Source organism: Paraburkholderia lebeckiae (genome assembly GCF_050436325.1).
In the GTDB taxonomy this organism is placed as follows: Bacteria; Pseudomonadota; Gammaproteobacteria; order Burkholderiales; family Burkholderiaceae; genus Paraburkholderia; species Paraburkholderia tuberum.
Genome location: NZ_JBNDLZ010000003.1, coordinates 1874397 through 1894034, shown reverse-complemented (window position 1 = coordinate 1894034; position 19638 = coordinate 1874397). Strand labels below are relative to the sequence as shown.

Here is a 19638-nt window from a genome sequence, read left to right as displayed (position 1 = left end):
AGGGCGACACAAAACAAAACGGGCTGCCCATGCGAAGGCAGCCCGTTTTTTCATGCATCAGCGCTTCACGCTGTCACTGCGCATGTCACAGCACGTAGCGCGACAGATCCTCGTCTTCGGCGACTTCGTTCAAAGCGCGATCGACATACGCCGCGTCGATCTGCACTGCACGGCCCGAATGATTGCCGGCCGAGAACGACACTTCTTCGAGCAGTTTTTCAATCACCGTATATAGACGCCGCGCGCCGATGTTCTCGGTCTTCTCGTTGACCGAGTACGCGATCTCGGCGAGACGGCGGATGCCGTCGTCGGCGAATTCGAGGTGTACGTCTTCTGTCGCGAGCAGGGCCTGGTATTGCTTGACGAGGCTCGCGTCCGTCGAGACGAGGATCGATTCGAAGTCGTTGACCGACAGCGAATCGAGCTCGACGCGAATTGGGAAGCGTCCCTGCAGCTCGGGAATCAGGTCGCTCGGCTTCGCGAGATGAAACGCGCCGCTCGCGATGAACAGGATGTGATCGGTCTTCACCATGCCGTACTTGGTGTTGATCGTCGTGCCTTCGACGAGCGGCAGCAGATCCCGCTGCACGCCCTGACGGGACACTTCACCGCCGCCCGCTTCGTTGCGCGACGCGATCTTGTCGATTTCGTCGAGGAACACGATGCCGTTCTGCTCGACGTTCTGCACCGCCTTGCTCTTCACCTCTTCGTCGTTCAGCATCTTGCCGGCTTCTTCGTCGGTGAGCACCTTCAGCGCTTCCTTGACCTTCATCTTGCGGCGCATCTTCTTGCCGCCGCCGATGTTGGCGAACATCGAGCGGATCTGCTCGGTCATGTCTTCCATGCCCGGCGGCCCCATGATGTCCATGCCGACCTGCGGCTGCTCGACGTCGAGCTCGATTTCCTTGTCGTCGAGCTGGCCTTCGCGCAGGCGCTTGCGGAACGTTTGACGCGTCGTGCTGCCTTCATCGGCGGTGTCGGTCGAACTCGAGCTCGAACCGAAGCCGACCGGCCGTGCGGTTGGCAGCAGGATGTCGAGGATGCGGTCTTCGGCCAGATCGCCGGCCTTGGTCCGCACTTTGCGCATTTCGGTTTCGCGGGTCTGCTTGACCGAAATTTCGATCAGGTCGCGCACGATGCTGTCGACGTCGCGGCCCACGTAGCCGACTTCGGTGAACTTGGTCGCTTCGATCTTGATGAACGGCGCGTCCGCGAGCTTCGCGAGACGCCGCGCGATTTCGGTCTTGCCGACGCCGGTCGGTCCGATCATCAGGATGTTCTTCGGCGTGATTTCCTGGCGCAGCGGATCGTCGACCTGCTGACGGCGCCAGCGGTTGCGCAGCGCGACCGCCACGGCTTTCTTCGCGCGGCCTTGGCCGATGATGTGTTTGTCGAGTTCGGAGACGATCTCGGCGGGGGTCATGGTGCTCATCGATGGGTCCTTACTCGATCGTCTCAATGACGCGGTTATGGTTCGTGTAGATGCACATGTCGCCGGCGATTTCCAGCGACTTCTCCACGATGTCGCGCGGCGACAGCTCGGTGTTGTCGGCAAGCGCCTTCGCGGCCGCCTGCGCGTACGCACCGCCCGAGCCGATCGCACAGATGCCGCCTTCGGGATCGAGCACGTCGCCGTTGCCGGTGATGACGAGCGTGGTGGTCGCGTCCGCGGCGATCAGCATCGCCTCGAGACGACGCAGCATGCGGTCGGTGCGCCAGTCTTTCGCGAGCTCCACGGCCGCCCGCGTCAGATTGCCCTGATGTTTTTCCAGCTTCGCCTCGAAGCGGTCGAGCAGCGAGAAGGCATCCGCCGTGCCGCCGGCGAAGCCGACTAGCACCTTGCCGTTGTAGATGCGCCGGACCTTCTTCGCGCCGCCTTTCATGACGATGTTGCCGAGCGTGACCTGGCCGTCGCCGCCGAGCGCAACCGTGTTGCCGCGGCGCACGGAAACGATCGTCGTGCCGTGAAATTGCTCCATATGCGTTCCTCTTTGCAAAACAGGTAGGACGCGGCAGCGCTGTGTGCTACCGCATGAATCCAGTCAGCGGACGGCGCGCCGGCTGGCGCGCTCATGAGCGCATGTCCGATCTATTTTAGGGCGCGCGCGGTCATATCAAGATCCGCCGGAAGGCCTAGGACGAAAAACTGAGAATCCGCTCAGGGAGCCTGAGAAACGAGGCGGGAAGGGACGGCGGGGCGGGACGGATGGCGGAGCATGCGCGGATGTCGCGCAAAAAGAAAAGGCGCACGGTTCACCGTGCGCCTCTCGACGAAGCAGCGTTTTCAGGGCGCCAAGCCGAAGCCGCGCCGCAGATAATCAGTCGCCGAACAGCTTTTGGCGCAGTTCGCGGCGCTCCTGGGCTTCGAGCGACAGCGTAGCCGTGGGCCGCGCGAGCAGACGCGGAATGCCGATCGGCTCGCCGGTTTCCTCGCACCAGCCATAGTCGCCCGCCTCGATTCGCGCGATCGATTGCTGCACCTTCTTCAGCAGCTTGCGTTCGCGGTCGCGCGTGCGCAGTTCGAGCGCATGCTCTTCCTCGATCGTGGCGCGATCGGCCGGGTCCGGCACGATGACCGTTTCGCGCAGGTTCTCGGTCGTCTGGCCGGCATTGCGGAGAATGTCCGCCTGCAACTGTTCGAGCCTGTTCTTGAAGAAGGCGAGCTGATCCTCATTCATGTAATCCTTGTCGCTCATCTTCAGGATTTCGGCTTCGGTCAAGAGTCGTTTCGTCGTCATCTGGCTTACTTCTTCAATGTGAGGCAAAACTCATAGTGCCCGCACTTTCGTATTGCCCGCAAACGCGTCGCGCGGACGCGCAGCGCAGGGTGGCCACGAACGTTGGACTGTCGTGACGCCGAAGCGCCTGGCGCCCACACACCGGGCGTTGCTAGCTACGCCGCTGCGGGGCCGAACTCCTCTGGAAACCGATTCACACATGCTCCTGAGGCATCGCTCGCCGACGAGCGCGTGCCTTTTCAGGCCGTGCCCGCCGGCGTTTTCGGCGGGTCTCCGGACAAGATTTTCCGGCGCCGTTTCAGGCCCGTCGCGGGATACGCGCGACCGGGCAATTCGTTGTCATTCTCCAGTGGGCACGTATTGTAACTGAATCACAATTCGGCACCGCAACTGCTGAAAGCCGGCCTGCGGCGCAGCGATATCCCGAAAATATAACGCGCACAAAGCCAAAAAGCGATGGTCGTGCACGCTTTAATACAGCAGGGTTTTCACGCGTTTTTCATATGACCTGGATTCGAAAGGCCTCGGCGCCGCGGCGTCGCCGTTTCAGCAGAGGATTCTCGCCCGCGCAGTCGGCGGCGGGCGTCTCACCGCACTAGCACGGTGCATGCCGCGCTGCGCGCGGCGTGTCGTGGGCTGCTCCGAGGCTTGCTTGCGCGACGGCGCTGCGTCCGCTCAGGCGAGGCAGGCGTCGAGACCGTCGGTGATCAGGTCGCGCGGCAGTTCGATGCCGATGAACACCATCTTGTTGGTCTTCTTCTCGGCCGGTTGCCATTTCGCGGCGAGGTCGCTGCCCATCATTTGATGCACGCCCTGGAACACGACCTTGCGATCGACGCCCTTCATGTACAGCACACCCTTGTAGCGCAGCAGGTGCTCGCCATAGATCTGCAGGATGCCGCCGAGGAAGTCTTCGAGCTTGTTCGGATCGAACGGACGATCGCTGCGGTACACGAACGACTTGATCTTGTCGTCGTGATGCGCATGGTGGTGATGTCCGTGATCATGGCCTTCGTGATCGCAATTGGCGTGATCGTGGTCATGGTCGCCTTGCGTGTGGCCGTGCTCGTCGTGCGCGTGCGCGTGGCTATGCGCGTGTTCGTCTTCACTCAGGAAGTCCGGATCGATTTCGAGCTTCGAGTTCAGGTTGAAGCCGCGCAGATCGAAAATTTCCTTGATGTCCGCCTCGCCGAAATTGACGACCTTGATCGCCGCCTTCGGGTTCATGTGCAGCAGACGGTGGCGCAGATCGCCCACGTGCCGCTCGTCGACGAGATCGGCCTTCGTAATGAACAGCCGGTCCGCGAAACCGACCTGGCGCTGCACCACTTCGTGCTGGTCGAGCTGATGGTTCGCATGCTTCGCGTCGACCAGCGTGATGATCGCGTCGAGCAGGAATTCGCTCGCGATCTGGTCGTCCATGAAGAAGGTTTGCGCGACCGGGCCCGGATTCGCTAGGCCGGTGGTTTCGATGACGACGCGGTCGAAGTCCACTTCGCCCGCCTGCTTCTTCGCGGCCAGATCGTTGAGCACGCGCGACAGGTCGCCGCGAATCGTGCAGCAGATGCAGCCGTTGCTCATCTGGATGATCTGCTCGCTCGTGTCCTGCACGAGGATCTCGTTGTCGATGTTCTCTTCGCCGAACTCGTTCTCGATGACGGCGATCTTCATGCCGTGCTTTTCGTTCAGGATGCGCTTGAGCAGGGTGGTTTTGCCGCTGCCGAGAAAGCCGGTCAGGATGGTGACTGGAATCATGTGGGTCGCCTGTAAGTCGTGAAACGGTGCGTGATCGGACGCTAGCGCGCAAGGCTAGCCAGATGCGTTAGGCGGGCCGCCGCAGCCAGATGGCGCGAGCCCTGTCCAGCCGGTTATTGGAACATATTTGCCAGCCGGGCGCAGGGGCGGCCGCCCTGCGGCCGGCTGATGGCCGCCTGCGCGGGAGGCTGGCCGCTGCCGCCGCCGCCACGCGCAATCACCGGGAAATAAGGGCGATCAGGCGATTTGCAACAGCAGCCCCTTCAGATACTCGCCTTCGGGGAACGCAGTGAGCAGCGGATGATCGACGCCCGCGCCAAGGCGCTTCAGGATGCGTGCGTCGACGCGTGCGTCGGCGGCCGCGCCCGCCACGATCTTCTGGAACAGCTCGGGATCGATCGCGCCCGAGCACGAGTACGTGAACAGCAAACCGCCCGGGCGCAGCAGCTTCAGGCCCGTCAGATTGATGTCCTTGTACGCGCGCGCCGCGCGGTCCACGTGCTCGCGCGATGGCGCGAATTTCGGCGGATCGAGCACGATCAGGTCGAAGCGTTCGCCTTCGTCGTAGAGGCGCCGCAATGTCTTGAACGCGTCGGCGTCTAGCCAGTTCGCGCGGTCGGCGTCGAAGCCGTTGGCCGCGACGTTCTGCTGCGCGAGCGCGAGCGCTTCCCCCGACGAATCGACCGACACCACGCGCTTCGCGCCACCCTTGAGCGCCGCGAGCGAAAAGCCGCCGGTGTAGCAGAAGCAGTTCAGCACGTCGCGGTCTTTCGCGAACTGCTGCACGAGCAGGCGGTTATCGCGCTGGTCGACATAGAAGCCGGTCTTGTGGCCGTTGCGCACGTCGACGTGATAGCGCACGCCGTTTTCGCTCGCGATCAGCTTCTCGGAAGGCGGCTCGCCGGCGAGCACGCCCGTGATCTGCTCGAGCCCTTCCTTCTGACGGATCGACACGTCCGAGCGCTCGTAGACGTTCGGGCAGCCGGTCGCGCCGACCAGCGCCGCGACGATCGCGTCCTTCCACGCTTCGACGCCGGCCGCCATGAACTGACAGACTATCTGGCTGCGCTGATCCGCGTCGTCGGCGACGTAGTAATCGACGATCAGGCCCGGCAGACCGTCCGCCTCGCCGAAGATCAGCCGCACCGCGCCGGTGTCGCGCACCATCGCCTGACGATGCGCGAACGCGCGCTGCACGCGGCGCTTGAAGAACGCGTGATCGATCGGCTCGGCTTCGTCGAAGCTCCAGACGCGCGCGCGGATCTGCGAGTGCGGGCTGTAGGCGGCGCGGGCGAGAAAGCGGCCATCGTGCGCGCGCACGAGCACGGTCGCGCCGGGCGCGGGGCGACCGTCGACGTGCTCGATCGCATTGGCATAGACCCACGGATGCCGGCGTAGTAGCGATTTTTCTTTCGACGGTTTGAGCGTAACGGTATTCATCAGGTGTAGGTAAAGTGCAAGCGAAGGCGGCGCGTCGTGGCGCGCGGCGTCAGTCGCGTGATCAGTTGCGTTTCTTTTGCGCGAGGATGCGCGCTGTCGTAGACGTGGGCGAGGTGCTGGAAATCGAGGCCCGTATAAACCTGCGTCGCGGTGATGCTCGCGTGGCCGAGCAGCTCCTGCACGGCGCGCAGGTCGCCGCTCGACTGCAGCACGTGCGTCGCGAACGAATGGCGCAGCACGTGCGGATGCACGTTGGCCGGAATGCCGGCGGCGAGCGCCGCGCGCTTCACGCGCTCGCGCACGACGTTCGGCGACAGCCGGTTGCCGCGCGCCGACAGGAACAGCGGATGCGGATCGTGGCGGACCATCGGTTCGCGCACCGCGAGCCATGCGTTCAGCGCCGCGACCGCCTTGCTGCCCACCGGCACGACGCGACGCCGATTGCCTTTGCCGAGCACTTCGACTTCGCCGGAATCGAGTTTCAGCCAGCCGGCCGAGCGATAGCCGTCGACGTCGGCGAAACGAACGTCGAGGCCGACCAGTTCGGCGAGGCGCAGGCCCGACGAGTAGAACAGCTCGAGCATCGCGTGATCGCGCAGGCCTTCGGGCGAGTCGGCGGGCGGGCTGTCCATCAGGCGCGCGGTGTCGTCGACGGAAAGCGCCTTCGGCAGCGTTTTCGCCTGCTTCGGCGCGCGCACCGCGGCGACCGGATTGGCCGGCAACTCGACTTGGCCCGCGAGCCAGCGATAAAACGCACGCCATGCCGACAGCCGATGGCCGATCGACCGCGCGGTGAGACCGCCCGCATGCGCGCGCGCGACGGCGCCGCGGATGTCGACGGCGGTGAGGCTTTCGAGCGCTCGGCCTTTGGCGAGCTGCTTCAGTTCCGCGAGCTCATGCGTGTAGCCGCGCAGCGTGTGCGCCGACAGTCGCCGCTCGTGCTCGAGATGCGACAGGTAGGCGGCGATCGGGTCGGCGGCGGTCACGGTACGGGTGACGTTGCGTGGCGCGGCTCAGCGCGGCAGCAGCCGGCTCAGCGCGGCGCTCGCGAGCGCGCCGATCTGCGTGAGGAAATCGGTGGCCATGCCTTCGTGGAAGCGTCGCGGGTCGGATGAGCCCATCACGAGCAGGCCGAACGTCGGCGCGTCTTCGGCGCCTTCGGGGTCGCGCAGCGCGAGCAGCGCGATCGATTCGGTGCTCTGCGCCGTCCCGTTCGACGCGACGCCGAGGTCGTCGGTCGCGCTCGTTGTCGCGCTTGCCGCCGGGTTGGTCGTCCCGTTGGGCGCGACCGCAGCTTGCGCGAGCCATTGCGCGGCCTCGAAGCCGGTGTTTGCGCCGCAGTACGGCGTGCTCAGGCTGCCCGCGAAAATGCGCACTTCCTCGCTGACGTGGCGCGCGAAGTCCGCCTGCGCATACGGCTCGGCGACGTCCCACACGCGCAGTGCCGCTTGCGGCACGTCGAAGATGTCGCGCAGACCGCCGGCGATCGTGCGCGGCAGCGCGTAGGGATCGCGCTCGGCCATCACACGGATGGTCCAGCGGTTGAATTTCGACGCGATGCTGTCGTTCTCGTGACCGTAGCGCAGCAGTTCGGCAAGACGCCGCTCCAGATGCTTGTTCTTGTCGCGCAGCATCTCCATCTGCCGCTCCTGCAGCGACACCGCGGCTTTGCCGTGCGGGTTCGCGAGCCGGATCGTCGCGAGCGTTTCCGCGTGTTCGACGAAGAATTCGGGATTGGCGAGCAGGTATTCGGCGACTTCGCGTTCGTTCATGGTTTCGGCTAGAGGACTACGGGATGGCCGCCTCACGGCGGCGCGTCGGTCAATGAGTTAGACGGAGGGCGCCATGTCGGCCGGGCTGGACGGATTGTGCTGCGACGAGTCCAACGAGGCGCTCGACGCCTCTTCGGCCAACTCGATCTCCCCTTCGAAGACGGTGGCTGCGGGGCCGGCCATCAGTAGCGGCGCGCCTGGGTGCGCGCTGTCCCACGTGATGGTCAGATCGCCGCCGTGCGTATGTACGAGCACCGGCGAATCCAGCAGCCCGCGCCGGATGCCGGCCGCGACCGCCGCGCACGCGCCGGTGCCGCACGCGAGCGTTTCGCCCGCGCCGCGTTCGTAGACGCGCAGCCGGATCTCGTTGCGGTTGACGATCTGCATGAAGCCCGCGTTGACCCGCTGCGGGAAGCGCGTGTGCCGCTCGATGGCCGGACCTTCGACGAGCACCGGGAACACCTCGGCATCGTCGACGACCTGCACGGCGTGCGGATTGCCCATCGACACCACCGACATCCAGCGCGTCGTGCCGTTCACGTCCAGCGGCCAGAGCGTATCCGCGCCTTCGCGGCGGCCTTGCAGACCCTTCGTCGCGAACGGCACGAGTTCGGGATCGAACACGGGTGTGCCCATGTCGACGATCACTTCGCCGTTGTCCTGCATCGTCAGCGTGATCGTGCCTTTCTGGACCTGCACGCGCACGCTGCGTTGGTCGGTGAGACCGCGCTCGCGCACGAACTTGACGAAGCAGCGCGCGCCGTTGCCGCAGTGTTCGACCTCGCCGCCGTCGCAATTGAAGATGCGATATCTGAAATCAACGCCTTGGACGGTCGGCTTTTCGACCAGCAGCAACTGGTCGGCGCCGACGCCGAAATGGCGGTCCGCCAACGCGCGCACCTGCGCCGTGGTTAGATCAACCGGTTGGGTATAGCCGTCGAGTACGACGAAGTCGTTGCCCGCGCCGTGCATTTTGGTGAATTTGAGCTTCACGTTTTCCGTGTATCCGTTGCTGCCTAGGGCTTCGCGCGTACGGGCGGAGCCGAAAATCCCGGCCTCACCGGCTGTTGGGTGAATCACCCATTGGAGCCGTGCTCGGCCAATTGCAGATGATACACGTTGGCACATCGGAAACGGTACGGCAGGAAAGGAGCCCAGCCCCACCTTCAATACACCCCCGGCACCCCCGGCGGGCGTGTCTTGAACCGCTTGTGCACCCAGTAATACTGCTCGGGCATCAGCGGAATCTGCTCTTCGAGAAACTCGTTCATGCGTCGCGCATCAGCGTCATCGTCGCCGGTCGGATAGTTATCCCAAGGCTTGAAGACCCTGAGCCGGTAGCCCTTGTAGTTCGGCAGCACCTCGCCGATGAACGGTACGACCTGCGCGTGCCCGACCTTCGCGAGACGGCCGACCGCGGTCAGCGTGCAGGTCGGCACGCCGAAGAACGGCACGAACGTCGAATTGCGCGCGCCGTAGTCCATGTCCGCGCCGAGCATCACCGGTTTGCGTTCGCGCAGCCAGCGCAGCACGACGCGCGCGCTATCCGCGCGGCTCGCCATGTCCGCGCCGAAACGCGCGCGCGCTGCTTTCGCGACTGCCTCGAGCTGCTGATTCGACATCGGCTGATAGAGGGAGCCGCACTGGCGCTTAAGCGAGTAGTTCAGAAAAATCGAACCGGCCTCGATGCCGACAAAATGAAAGCCGAGAAACAATGTGGGCGGCAGGTTCGGATCCGTCAGGTCGATCGCGCTGTCGAGCTGGATCAGCTTTTCGAGCTTCTTCGCCGAGCCGAACCACTGCACGCTGCGCTCGAGATAGCTGCGGATCGCATGACGGAAGTGTTTTTGCGCGACGTCCTTGCGGCGCTCGTCGCTCCAGTCGGGGAAGCACAGCTTCAGATTCATATGAACGATGCGCTTGCGACGGCTCGGGATCTGGTAGAGCAGCCAGCCGAGCCCGTTACCGAGACGGGCGACGAAGCCATAAGGCAACAGCGCAAAGAGTTTGAGCAGCCCGATCGCGAGCTTCGCGCCGTAGCGGCTCAGCATGCAGCCTCCAGGCGCGCGGCGCCGCAGGGGGCGAAATTGTGGAAAGCGGAAAAATAGACGTGATACCGCACTCGTTTTGACTCTGTGACATTCAAGGGAAGTCGCTATAATAAGGGCTTCGCCGAGTTAATAGACAACTTGCGGGGCGAAGCCGGCGGGTGCGATCCATGGGTTTCCATGGGTTTTGCGTCCATCGGTCAGGTAATCCGCTAAAGCGTCGCCGCTTCAGACTCCCGAAGTCGGCTACGTGGAACGCAACCGTAACCACTAACAGGAGTCTGCAACGTGGCAAATGACTATTTCTTCACTTCCGAATCCGTTTCCGAAGGCCATCCCGACAAAGTCGCGGACCAGATCTCGGACGCGATCCTCGACGCCATCCTCGCTCAAGACAAGTACTCGCGTGTCGCGGCCGAAACGCTGTGCAACACGGGTCTCGTCGTGCTGGCCGGTGAAATCACCACCACCGCGAACGTCGACTACATCCAGATCGCGCGCAACACGATCAAGCGCATCGGCTACGACAACACCGACTACGGCATCGACTACCGCGGCTGCGCGGTGCTCGTCGCCTACGACAAGCAGTCGCCGGACATCGCCCAGGGCGTGGACCGCGCGCACGACAACAACCTCGATCAAGGCGCGGGCGACCAGGGCCTGATGTTCGGTTACGCGTGCGAGGAAACGCCGGAACTGATGCCGCTGCCGATCCACCTGTCGCACCGCCTCGTCGAGCGTCAGGCGAATCTGCGCCGCGACGGCCGTCTGCCCTGGCTGCGTCCGGATGCCAAGTCGCAGGTCACCGTGCGCTACGTCGACGGCAAGCCGCATTCGATCGACACCGTCGTATTGTCCACCCAGCATTCGCCGGACATCGATCTCGACACGCTGCGCGAAGCGGTGATCGAGGAGGTGATCAAGCCGACGCTGCCGGCCGAACTGATCAAGGGTGACATCAAGTTCCTCGTGAACCCGACCGGTCGTTTCGTGATCGGCGGTCCGCAGGGCGATTGCGGTCTGACGGGCCGCAAGATCATCGTCGATACGTACGGCGGCGCGGCGCCGCACGGCGGCGGCGCATTCTCGGGCAAGGATCCGTCGAAGGTGGACCGTTCGGCAGCGTACGCCGGCCGTTACGTCGCCAAGAACATCGTGGCCGCGGGCCTCGCGTCGCGCTGCCTGATCCAGGTGTCGTACGCGATCGGCGTCGCCCAGCCGACCTCGGTGATGGTCAACACGTTCGGCACCGGCCGCGTGTCGGATGCGACGATCACGGAACTCGTGCGTCAGCATTTCGACCTGCGTCCGAAGGGCATCATCCAGATGCTCGACCTGCTGCGCCCGGTCTACGAGAAGAGCGCGGCGTATGGTCACTTCGGCCGCGAAGAGCCGGAATTCACGTGGGAAGCCACCGACAAGGCGCTCGCACTCGCCGAAGCGGCAGGCACTGAGCCGGTCGCGGCGCTTGCCGAATAAGCGCGAGCCGATCGCCGCTTGAAAGCAAACAAACCCCGCCGGCGTGAGCCGGCGGGGTTTTTCTTTGTCGATCGATGGAGTAGCGAAGCCGCCGCGCGAAGCACCTCGTCGAGGCGGCGCGCTCGAAGTCTTGCGGCGCTCGAAGTCAGCCCAGCGGTGAACGCCCACCCGGTCAGCAGATCAGCGGTCTAGCCACTCAACGCGCAACTGCAACTCACCGGCCCAGCAATCTCACCGGCTCGCAAACGCAAACGCGAACCACCCGCTGCTGCTCGTCGACAGGCGACGCGGTCGGCGGCTCGCAGGCGTGCGCACCGCCGGCGCGCGTTTCGCGACCGCGAGGCGCAACGGTGTCGGTTTGCGCAGCAGCGTGCGCAGCGACAGACGGCGCGTGCCGCTCTGCTGGCGTAGCGCCGAGAAGAACGTATGGAACCAGGTGCGAAAGCCGTCGACGGCCTTCGCGTCGCGCCACTGCTCGCCGAGCGCGCGGGTGCGCGCGGCATGATGGCGCAGCGCTCGCATCATATGGCGGCGCGCGGGACGCGCCGCTTTCAGCGCGGCGCGGGTAAGACGGGTGCTCAAAAGAGTATGCATGGCTTCACATTTAGGCAATGAACCGCACGTCGGCGCGTGCACCGGATGTGCACGGACAAACAGCACCATATGTGCCAATGACGGGGTTGCGATGAACGGCCTGAAAGCGGGAAATTCGGTGCGGGTCGTGGCGCGGGAGATCGCGACGCGAAACACGGCGCACAGCGCAGCGAAGGTACAACGCGGAGAAACCGACGGCACGGGCCCTGACGGCCTGCGCGCAACAGAAAACTGCGTAAGCGACGATCGACATGCGAGCAGACTACACGGGAATCGTGACGTCAGAAAGTCGGTTATTACCCGTGAGACTGGATTTCTTCGCGGATCGAATCGTCGCGGATGCCAGTTTGCAGTCACCCTTTACGGGCGATTTGCGTGCGCGTTTGCCCAGCGAATGTGCGGTGCGGGCGCGCCGCGCGCCTGAAACCGGTGCATTGGCGCGCCGCGAAAAGCGAAGGCGAGCGGCGCAAAAGATCAGCAGGACGCAGGGGCCTCTCGCGGTGAACCAACGCATCCCGATCGCGCCCGTTTTACAATCGAACATCAGTTAGTCGACGGTAACGGAACGCCATGTCACTCCATTCGAAGAAAGAGCAGATTCAAACGTTGCGGGAGCAGGGTTTTGTCGTCGTGCCAGGACTCGTGTCGCCCGAGCGTTGCGACGAACTGAAGCGGATCGCGCAGCGCAGCGGCAGCTGCAGGAAGCGGCGGCGCCGATCGAATTCGAAGCTGATTTGCAGTATCCGGGCGCGCCGTCATCGAAGGATGCTCCGGGCGGACATACGGTGCGGCGCCTGCTCGACGCGTACGGTCGTCACCCCGCGTTCGCGCAATGGGCGACCGCGTCCGAAATCCGTGGCTGGATGGAGCTGTATTTTGGCGAGGAGCCGCGTCTGTCGCGCGCGCATCACAACTGCATGATGACCAAGCACCCCGCGTACGGCAGCCTGACCGGCTGGCATCGCGACGTGCGCTACTGGTCGTTCGAGCGCGACGATCTGGTGTCGGTGTGGCTCGCTGTCGGCCCGGAAACCGTCGATAACGGCGCGCTGTGGTTCGTGCCGCAATCGCACGGCGCCGCGTTCACATCGGACCGTTTCGACGAAGCGAAGTTTTTCCGCGCGGATCTCGCCGAGAACGAGGCCGCGATCCGCAGGGCGGTGTCGCCCGAACTGAAGGCCGGCGACGTGGTGTTCTTTCACTGCAACACGCTGCACTCGGCCGGCAAGAATCTCAGCGATGAGGTGAAGTTCTCGCTGGTGTTCACCTATCACGGCGCAAGCAATGTTCCGCTGCCCGGCACGCGCTCGGCCGCGAAGCCCGAGATCGCGTTCTAGATTATTTTGGTCGCGGGCCTCGCGCCGACGCTCAGCGCTTGCGCCCCGACATCGCGATTCCCGTCAGCCCGGCGAGCGTCGCCACCACGCCCGCGACGATCAGCACGATCGCCTTGTTGCTCGGCGAGCCGGTAAAGAAGCGCGACACGTCGCTGCTCACCGAATTGAACGCCTGCCCGCCGAAATACAGCAGCACGATACCGCCGACAATCAGCGCGATCGAAATCGCTTTCGTCATCTGCACCTCCCATCAACCTGAACCGGCCAGAGTGTAGGTGAGGCGTGCGTGCTCGTCCATCCCGCATACTGGTTGCGCTGCAAGCGCCGCGTCGATTGGCTAACATAGCGGTCCGGCCGCACTGCGGCGACGCCACAACAACAAATTTTCCCGGCAGCACGCCTCCCGCAACGCGCGAATCCTCACGCCCGCCATCCTCGGGCGATCTCATCGACAAGGACACTAGCAATGGCTTACGAAGCAGCTTCAGAACGCTATTCGGACATGCAATACCGCGTCTGCGGCAAGTCGGGTCTCAAACTGCCGGCGCTGTCGCTCGGCCTGTGGCACAACTTCGGCGACACTACGCCGATCTCGACGCAGCGTGACATCCTGCGCACGGCCTTCGACCTCGGCATTACGCACTTCGATCTGGCGAACAACTACGGCCCGCCGTACGGCAGCGCGGAAACCAATTTCGGCCGTCTGTTCAAGGACGATTTCAAACCGTATCGCGACGAGTTGCTGATTTCGTCGAAGGCCGGTTGGGATATGTGGCCCGGTCCGTACGGCCAGGGCGGCGGCTCGCGCAAATATGTGCTCGCGAGTCTCGATCAGAGCCTGAAGCGCATGGGCCTCGATTACGTCGACATCTTCTATTCGCATCGCTTCGACGCGCATACGCCGCTCGAGGAAACCGCGGGCGCGCTCGCGAGCGCGGTGCAGCAGGGCAAGGCGCTGTACATCGGCATCTCGTCGTACTCGTCGGCGAAGACGCGCGAAATGGCGAAGCTGCTCGACGAATACAAGGTGCCGCTGCTGATCCATCAGCCGTCGTACAACATGCTGAACCGCTGGATCGAACACGACCTGCTCGATACGCTCGACGAAGTCGGCGCGGGCACGATCGCGTTCACGCCGCTCGCGCAGGGATTGTTGACCGGCAAGTACCTGAACGGCGTGCCGGCCGATGCGCGCGTCAACAAGCCGGGCGGCGGTTCGCTGAAAGACGAGCATCTGAGCCCGCAGAACATCGAGCACGTGCGGAAGCTCAACGACATCGCGCAGCGTCGTGGTCAAAGCCTCGCGCAGATGGCGCTAGCGTGGGCGTTGCGCGATCCACGCGTGACGTCGGTGCTGATCGGCGCCAGCCGCGCGGAGCAGGTGCGCGAGAACGTCGGCGCGCTGAAGAACCTCGCATTCTCGGCCGACGAACTCGCCGAAATCGATCGCTATGCGACCGAAGGCGGGATCAATCTGTGGGAAAAGCCGTCGACCGATCAGGCGATCTGATCGCGTGAGGAGCCGTCCGCGCAACAGGCGGACGGACGCAAGGGCAAAACGAAGCCGCACGCTCAGCGTGCGGCTTTTCTGCAGGTATTTCGCCGCGCCGCTACACGAGCGCCGGCAGACCTTCGACCAGCGCCACCGCGCACATCACACCGATCAGCGCGCCCAGCACACGCAGCCCGTTGTGTCGCAACTCGGTCTTGCAGGGCAGCGCGCCGACGAATAGCGCGCCAGCCAATGCCATCGGAATGACCAGGATGAAATCGCTGATCGTAAAGTAGGTCATCTTCGTCTCCTCCCATGCGGGATGATTGCTATGTCGTTCCAGCAGAGTCCGCGGCTTCGAAATCATGCAGCCCCATTGCACGAATCGAGTATAGGAGACCGATGGAGGGGCGCGACGGCGCAAGCGGGCGCGTCGGCGCTTATTCGTAAGCTGCTGAACCCAGGCGCGGCGCGGCCTGCGGCGATTGGCGCGGTGCAACAAAACGCGCCGGAAAATATCAAACGTTCGTTTACGCAAGCCTTTCGTTTTGCCGCCGATCCATGCGGATTGGCTGATTGCGGCCGGCTCGCGGTGCCTGCACCGCGCAACGCGACCGATGCGCCGGGCTATTCGCGCCCGCGCAGGCGGCTCGCCGCGATCAAGCCGATCACGAGCAGCGCACCGACTAGCCCGACGACACCGTTCCAGCCATGACCGGCCCATACGTGGCCGCCATACGAACCGACCAGGCTCGAGCCGATGTAGTACGCGAGCAGATACAGCGCAGCGGCCTGGCCTTTCGCGTCTTTCGCCAGCCGCCCGACCCAGCCGCTCGCGACCGAATGCCCGGCAAAGAACCCGAACGTCACGCAGGCGATCCCGGTCGCGATCGCCGCGAGCGGATGCAGCATCGTCAGCGCGAGGCCGAACACCATCAGCAGCAGGCTCCCGATCAGCACGCGCGCGCGGCCGAACGTGTCCGCCATGCGCCCGGACCATGGCGACGCGACCACGCCAACCAGATAGACGATGAAAATCGCGCCGATCTCCGTCTGATTCAACCGATACGGCGGCGCGAGCAGCCGGTAGCCGATGTAGTTGTACAGCGTGACGAAGCTGCCCATCAGCACGAAGCCGAGCAGGAACAGCAGCGGCAGACCTGGTCGCGTGAACTGTCGCAACAGCAGCGTGCGGTGATGCGCGAAGCCGAGCCCGCGGCGCGGCACGAAATGGCGCGACGGTGGCAGCAGCGCGCGGAACGCGAGCATCGACAGCAGGCCGAGCACGCCGATCGTGCCGATCGCGACGCGCCACGAAAACAGATCCGCGACCACGCCGGTGATGACCCGCCCGGCCATGCCGCCGATCGCCGTGCCGCCGACGTACAGGCCCATTGCGAGGCCGAGGCCGTCGGGATGCACTTCCTCGGCGAGATAAGCCATCGCGACGGCCGGCACGCCGCCGAGCGCGAGCCCTTCGAGCGTACGCAGCACGAGCAGCTGGTGCCAGTGCGGCGCGACCGATACGCCAATCGTCAGCACCGACGACACCGTCAGCGACAGCGTCATCAGCTTGTGCCGGCTCCAACCCTCGGAGACGAAACCGGCGACGAAGATCGCGAGCGCGAGCGCGGCAGTGGATAGTGACAACGACAGACTGCTTTGCGCCGGCGTTACGTTGAACGCTTCGGAAAACGACGGCAGCAGCGGCTGCACGCAGTAGAGCAGTGAGAACGTCGCGTAGCCGGCGAACAGCAGCGCGAGGCTGGCACGCCAGTACGCGCGCGAGCCGCGTTCGAGATAAGGGATGTCCGACACGGTGGTGGTGCTCGCGGAAGCAATTGAAGCTGCGCCGCGGGAGGGAACGGCAGATGCAGTCCGCTGGGATTGCGGCGGCAGGGTCACAACAAAACTCCTTGGGTCACACGGAAACGCGCAAAAGTGTTAAGGATACGCTGAAAACGCGTTTCAAGCCGGCGTCGCGGGTAACGCGGCGTGCTATCGGAGCGGCGTGCGCTAGACCGCGACGCCGCGGTGTGCCCGCAGCGCTCCATTCGCAGTACGTCGCGCGCCTATCTCCCGGCGCTAGCCGTGCGCCCCGGCTTCACTGCCCGGCGCCTGCGCCCGCGTGGCCCCCGAAGTCGCCGTCGACGGATGCACGAGCGCGTCGTCGCCCGGCAGTGCCGACGTATCCCAGCCGCCGCCGAGCGCCTTCACCAGCGCGACGCTCGCGGCCATCCGGCGGCGCGCGATCGCGACCGCGTTGCGCTCGTTGGTCAGCGCGGTCGTCTGCGCGACGACCACGTCGAGATAGGTGATCGCGCCGTTCCGGTAGCGGTCCGACACGACCGCGAGCGCGCGCCGCGCAGCCGCGACCGCGTCGTCCTGCGCGGCGGCTTCCTGTTCGAGCACGCGCAGCGCGGCGAGATTGTCCTCGATCTGGCCGAACGCGTTCAGCACCGTCTGCCGATATTGCGCGACGCTTTCGTCGTAATGCGCGCGCGCCTGCTCCTTGACCGCCGCGCGGCCGCCGAAGTCGAGCAGCGTGCCCGCGAGCGTCGGCCCGAGCGACCATAGCCGGCTCGGCGCGAGCAGCCACTGGCTGTAATTGGTCGCTTCGAGGCCGCCCGTCACGGCCAGCACGAGGTTGGGGAAAAACGCCGCGGTGGCCACGCCGATGTGCGCGTTCATCGCGGCGACGTGCCGCTCCGCCGCCGCGATATCGGGACGCCGTTCGAGTAAGCCGGACGGCACGCCGGTGGCCGCGACTACCGGCATCGCGACGAGCGGTGCGACCGGCAAAGTGAAAGTAGAAGGCGGCTGGCCGATCAGGATCGCTATCGCATGTTCGAGCTGCGCGCGCTGCACGCCGAGGTCGAGCGCCTGCGCCTGGGTCGTCTTCAGCTGTGCTTGTGCCTGCGCGACATCGGCGTCGGTCGCGATGCCACCGGCGTAGCGATGCTGCGTCAGTTCGAGCGCCTGCTGGTAGGCCTTGATCGTGTCGTCGAGCAGTTGACTCTCCTGATCGAGTCCGCGCAGCTCGAAATAATCGGTGGCGAGCTCGGCCTGCATCGACAGCAGCGCGGCGTCGACGTCGGCGGCGCTCGCCTGCGCGCCGGCCTTCGCGCCTTCGACGCTGCGCGACACGCGGCCCCACAGATCCGGCTCCCACGACGCGTCGGCCTGCATCAGATAGTCGTTCAGCGTGAGACCGGCGGTCGATTTATGCAGCACGTTCTCCGAGGTCCGCGTCCGCGAATACTGGGCGCCCGCGGTGACCACCGGGAAGAATTGCGAGCGATATTGCGCGACGGTCGCGCGCGCCGCGCGAAAGCGCGCTTCGGCGGCCTGCACGTCCTGGTTCGCGCTCGCGACCTGCGGTTCGAGCGCATCGAGCGATGCGTCGCCGTAGATGCGCCACCACGCGCCCCGCGTGAGTGTGTCGGCCGGTTGCGCCGGCTTCCAGCCGGTGCCCTCGAGTTCGCGCCAGGTCGCGGGCGTGACGGCGGTGGGCTTCACGTAGTCCGGGCCGACGGTGCAGGCGCCGAGCGCGCAGGCGAGGCTCAGCGCAACCGCCGAGGCGCGAACGGAAACGCTCGCCGACCCAGCCGCGAATCCAGCCAATGACGCAACCACGCGCCGCCAAACCGACCTCTTCATGATCACGTCCTCGCGGCCGACCGCGCGCCGCCTTGCGCCGCCGGCGAGCTGGCCGCCGCGCCGGTCGCACCCGCCGCCCCAGCCGCGCCCTCCGAAGCCGCACCGCTTTCCGCCTTGCGCGGCACGATCCGCACCGGCGCGCCATCGACGATCGAATCCTGCGGATTCAGAATCACCTGCTCGTTGCCCTGCAAACCCGACACGATCGCGACGCGCGTGCCGAAGTCCGTGCCGAGCGATACCGGCAGCAGCTTCACCTTGTGCTGCGGATCGACAGTCGCGACCTTGACGCCGTCGGGGCGGAACAGCAATGCGTTGCCCGGCAGCGTGAACGGCGCCGTGCCCGCGCCGAGCGCGAAATGCACCTGCGCGTACGCGCCCGGCAACAGCTCGCCGCTGCGATTGTCGACGTCGACTTCGGCGAGCATCGTGCGCTGCTGCGGATCGACCGCGCCGGCGGTGCGCGCGACCGTGCCCGGGTAGTGCCGCGACGGCGTCTCGGTCAGCGTCAGAAACGCGCTCTGCTGCGCGCGAACCTGCTGCGCGTATGCCTGCGGCACGTTCACGTAGACGCGCAGGCGGTCCGCCTGGGCGACATGAAACAGCTCCTTCGCGGGACCACCCGAGCTGCCCGCGTCGATCAGCGCGCCGACGTCGACGTTGCGCGCGGTCACGGTGCCGTCGAACGGCGCATAGACCTTCTGGAACGACTGCGTCTTTTCGAGTCGCGCGACGTTGAAACGCGCGGCGTCGAGCGTGGCTTTTTTCGCGAGCATGTCGCCGACTTTTTCGTCAGTCTCCTGCTTCGACACCGACTTGCTGCTGAACATATCTGTCCAGCGATCGGCTGTGCTCTTCGCGAGCGCGTAATTCGCTTCGGCGTTCGCGAGGTCGGCGCGGGCGGCGCGCAACTGGTCGTCGACTTCGGGGGTGTCGATTTCCGCGAGAAGCTGGCCGCTCTTCACGCGGGCGCCGATGTCGGCGTACCACTGCTTCAGATAGCCGTTGGTGCGCGCATAGATCGGCGTATCGAGAAAGGCCTGCACATTGCCGGGCAACACGAGATCGAGCCCGGCCGACGACTTCTGCGGCTGCACGACTTCGACGCTCATCTGGCTCGCGTGCTCGGCATCGCGTTCGAGCGCCGCATGCGCATCGTGGCGCGACCAGATGCCTTGCGCGGCGAGCGCGAGCACGGCGACGGCGGCGGCGATCATGATCAGGCGCGCGCGTCGCGCTTTCGCCGGGTCATGCGCGGTGTGGCCACCGGAACCAGAGCCTGAACCTGAGCCGCCGGGACGTTGTGCTTCCATCAAACTTCCC

General features: G+C 65.1%; 17 protein-coding genes and 2 pseudogenes. 4 read left to right on the top strand and 15 right to left on the bottom strand.

The annotated features are described in order from the left end of the window. Window positions 1–85: 85 nt before the first annotated feature. The 9 genes and pseudogenes from hslU to OKW44_RS26530 all read right to left on the bottom strand — a co-directional run bounded on the left by hslU (window position 86) and on the right by OKW44_RS26530 (window position 9756). Window positions 86–1432 (bottom strand): ATP-dependent protease ATPase subunit HslU, encoded by a 1347-nt coding sequence (gene hslU / locus OKW44_RS26570; protein WP_018419103.1) that lies wholly within the window; start codon window positions 1430–1432, stop codon window positions 86–88. A 10-nt stretch (window positions 1433–1442) separates the two neighbouring features. Further along, the gene (gene hslV / locus OKW44_RS26565) at window positions 1443–1979 is read right to left on the bottom strand and encodes an ATP-dependent protease subunit HslV (protein WP_018419104.1); all 537 of its coding nucleotides are present in this window, start codon (window positions 1977–1979) and stop codon (window positions 1443–1445) included. A gap of 339 nt (window positions 1980–2318) precedes the next feature. Continuing rightward, complete coding sequence (gene dksA / locus OKW44_RS26560) at window positions 2319–2738, bottom strand: RNA polymerase-binding protein DksA (RefSeq protein WP_008923580.1); 420 nt, start codon at window positions 2736–2738, stop codon at window positions 2319–2321. 675 nt (window positions 2739–3413) lie between these two features. Then, window positions 3414–4493: a CobW family GTP-binding protein gene (locus OKW44_RS26555; protein WP_018419105.1), complete on the bottom strand. Its 1080-nt coding sequence runs from the start codon at window positions 4491–4493 to the stop codon at window positions 3414–3416. Between the two features lie 237 nt (window positions 4494–4730). Next, complete coding sequence (locus OKW44_RS26550) at window positions 4731–5933, bottom strand: class I SAM-dependent rRNA methyltransferase (protein WP_018419106.1); 1203 nt, start codon at window positions 5931–5933, stop codon at window positions 4731–4733. 71 nt (window positions 5934–6004) lie between these two features. Continuing rightward, window positions 6005–6919, bottom strand: a pseudogene (gene xerC / locus OKW44_RS26545) (tyrosine recombinase XerC); the annotation flags it as partial. A 27-nt stretch (window positions 6920–6946) separates the two neighbouring features. Next, window positions 6947–7705, bottom strand: a complete 759-nt coding sequence (locus OKW44_RS26540; RefSeq protein ID WP_018419108.1) for a DUF484 family protein — start codon at window positions 7703–7705, stop codon at window positions 6947–6949. Between the two features lie 57 nt (window positions 7706–7762). Next, window positions 7763–8698 carry a diaminopimelate epimerase gene (gene dapF, locus OKW44_RS26535; RefSeq protein ID WP_018419109.1) on the bottom strand — a complete coding sequence of 312 codons (936 nt, stop codon included), beginning with the start codon at window positions 8696–8698 and terminating at the stop codon, window positions 7763–7765. A gap of 173 nt (window positions 8699–8871) precedes the next feature. Beyond that, window positions 8872–9756, bottom strand: coding sequence for a lipid A biosynthesis lauroyl acyltransferase (locus tag OKW44_RS26530; protein WP_018419110.1), 885 nt, complete (start codon window positions 9754–9756; stop codon window positions 8872–8874). A gap of 285 nt (window positions 9757–10041) precedes the next feature. On the opposite strand from OKW44_RS26530, the gene metK reads away from it, so the two are divergent. Then, the gene (gene metK, locus OKW44_RS26525) at window positions 10042–11232 is read left to right on the top strand and encodes a methionine adenosyltransferase (RefSeq protein ID WP_018419111.1); all 1191 of its coding nucleotides are present in this window, start codon (window positions 10042–10044) and stop codon (window positions 11230–11232) included. A 231-nt stretch (window positions 11233–11463) separates the two neighbouring features. On the opposite strand, the gene OKW44_RS26520 is transcribed toward metK, so the two are convergent. Next, entirely contained in the window at window positions 11464–11826 is a 363-nt protein-coding gene (locus OKW44_RS26520) for a hypothetical protein (RefSeq protein WP_018419112.1), read from the bottom strand. A gap of 251 nt (window positions 11827–12077) precedes the next feature. Between OKW44_RS26520 and OKW44_RS26515 the strand changes: the two genes are divergently transcribed. Both OKW44_RS26515 and OKW44_RS26510 read left to right on the top strand, forming a co-directional pair. Further along, window positions 12078–12377: a hypothetical protein gene (locus tag OKW44_RS26515; protein ID WP_162633917.1), complete on the top strand. Its 300-nt coding sequence runs from the start codon at window positions 12078–12080 to the stop codon at window positions 12375–12377. Window positions 12378–12396: 19 nt separating this feature from the next. Further along, window positions 12397–13163: pseudogene (locus OKW44_RS26510) on the top strand (phytanoyl-CoA dioxygenase family protein). 31 nt (window positions 13164–13194) lie between these two features. Here OKW44_RS26510 and OKW44_RS26505 read toward each other — a convergent pair. Then, a complete protein-coding gene (locus OKW44_RS26505) occupies window positions 13195–13401 on the bottom strand; it encodes a DUF3185 family protein (protein WP_018419114.1) in 207 nt (68 codons plus the stop codon). Between the two features lie 228 nt (window positions 13402–13629). Here OKW44_RS26505 and mgrA point away from each other — a divergent pair, with 228 nt between their 5' ends. After that, window positions 13630–14673: an L-glyceraldehyde 3-phosphate reductase gene (gene mgrA, locus OKW44_RS26500; protein WP_018419115.1), complete on the top strand. Its 1044-nt coding sequence runs from the start codon at window positions 13630–13632 to the stop codon at window positions 14671–14673. A gap of 100 nt (window positions 14674–14773) precedes the next feature. Here the strand turns inward: mgrA and OKW44_RS26495 are convergent, their stop codons facing one another. The 4 genes from OKW44_RS26495 to OKW44_RS26480 all read right to left on the bottom strand — a co-directional run bounded on the left by OKW44_RS26495 (window position 14774) and on the right by OKW44_RS26480 (window position 19628). Further along, window positions 14774–14956 (bottom strand): hypothetical protein, encoded by a 183-nt coding sequence (locus OKW44_RS26495; protein WP_026225558.1) that lies wholly within the window; start codon window positions 14954–14956, stop codon window positions 14774–14776. Window positions 14957–15282: 326 nt separating this feature from the next. After that, window positions 15283–16473: an MFS transporter gene (locus tag OKW44_RS26490; RefSeq protein ID WP_018419117.1), complete on the bottom strand. Its 1191-nt coding sequence runs from the start codon at window positions 16471–16473 to the stop codon at window positions 15283–15285. Window positions 16474–16740: 267 nt separating this feature from the next. Further along, window positions 16741–18315 carry an efflux transporter outer membrane subunit gene (locus tag OKW44_RS26485; protein ID WP_035470432.1) on the bottom strand — a complete coding sequence of 525 codons (1575 nt, stop codon included), beginning with the start codon at window positions 18313–18315 and terminating at the stop codon, window positions 16741–16743. Between the two features lie 2 nt (window positions 18316–18317). After that, complete coding sequence (locus OKW44_RS26480; RefSeq protein WP_018419119.1) at window positions 18318–19628, bottom strand: efflux RND transporter periplasmic adaptor subunit; 1311 nt, start codon at window positions 19626–19628, stop codon at window positions 18318–18320. Between the last annotated feature and the right edge of the window lie 10 nt (window positions 19629–19638).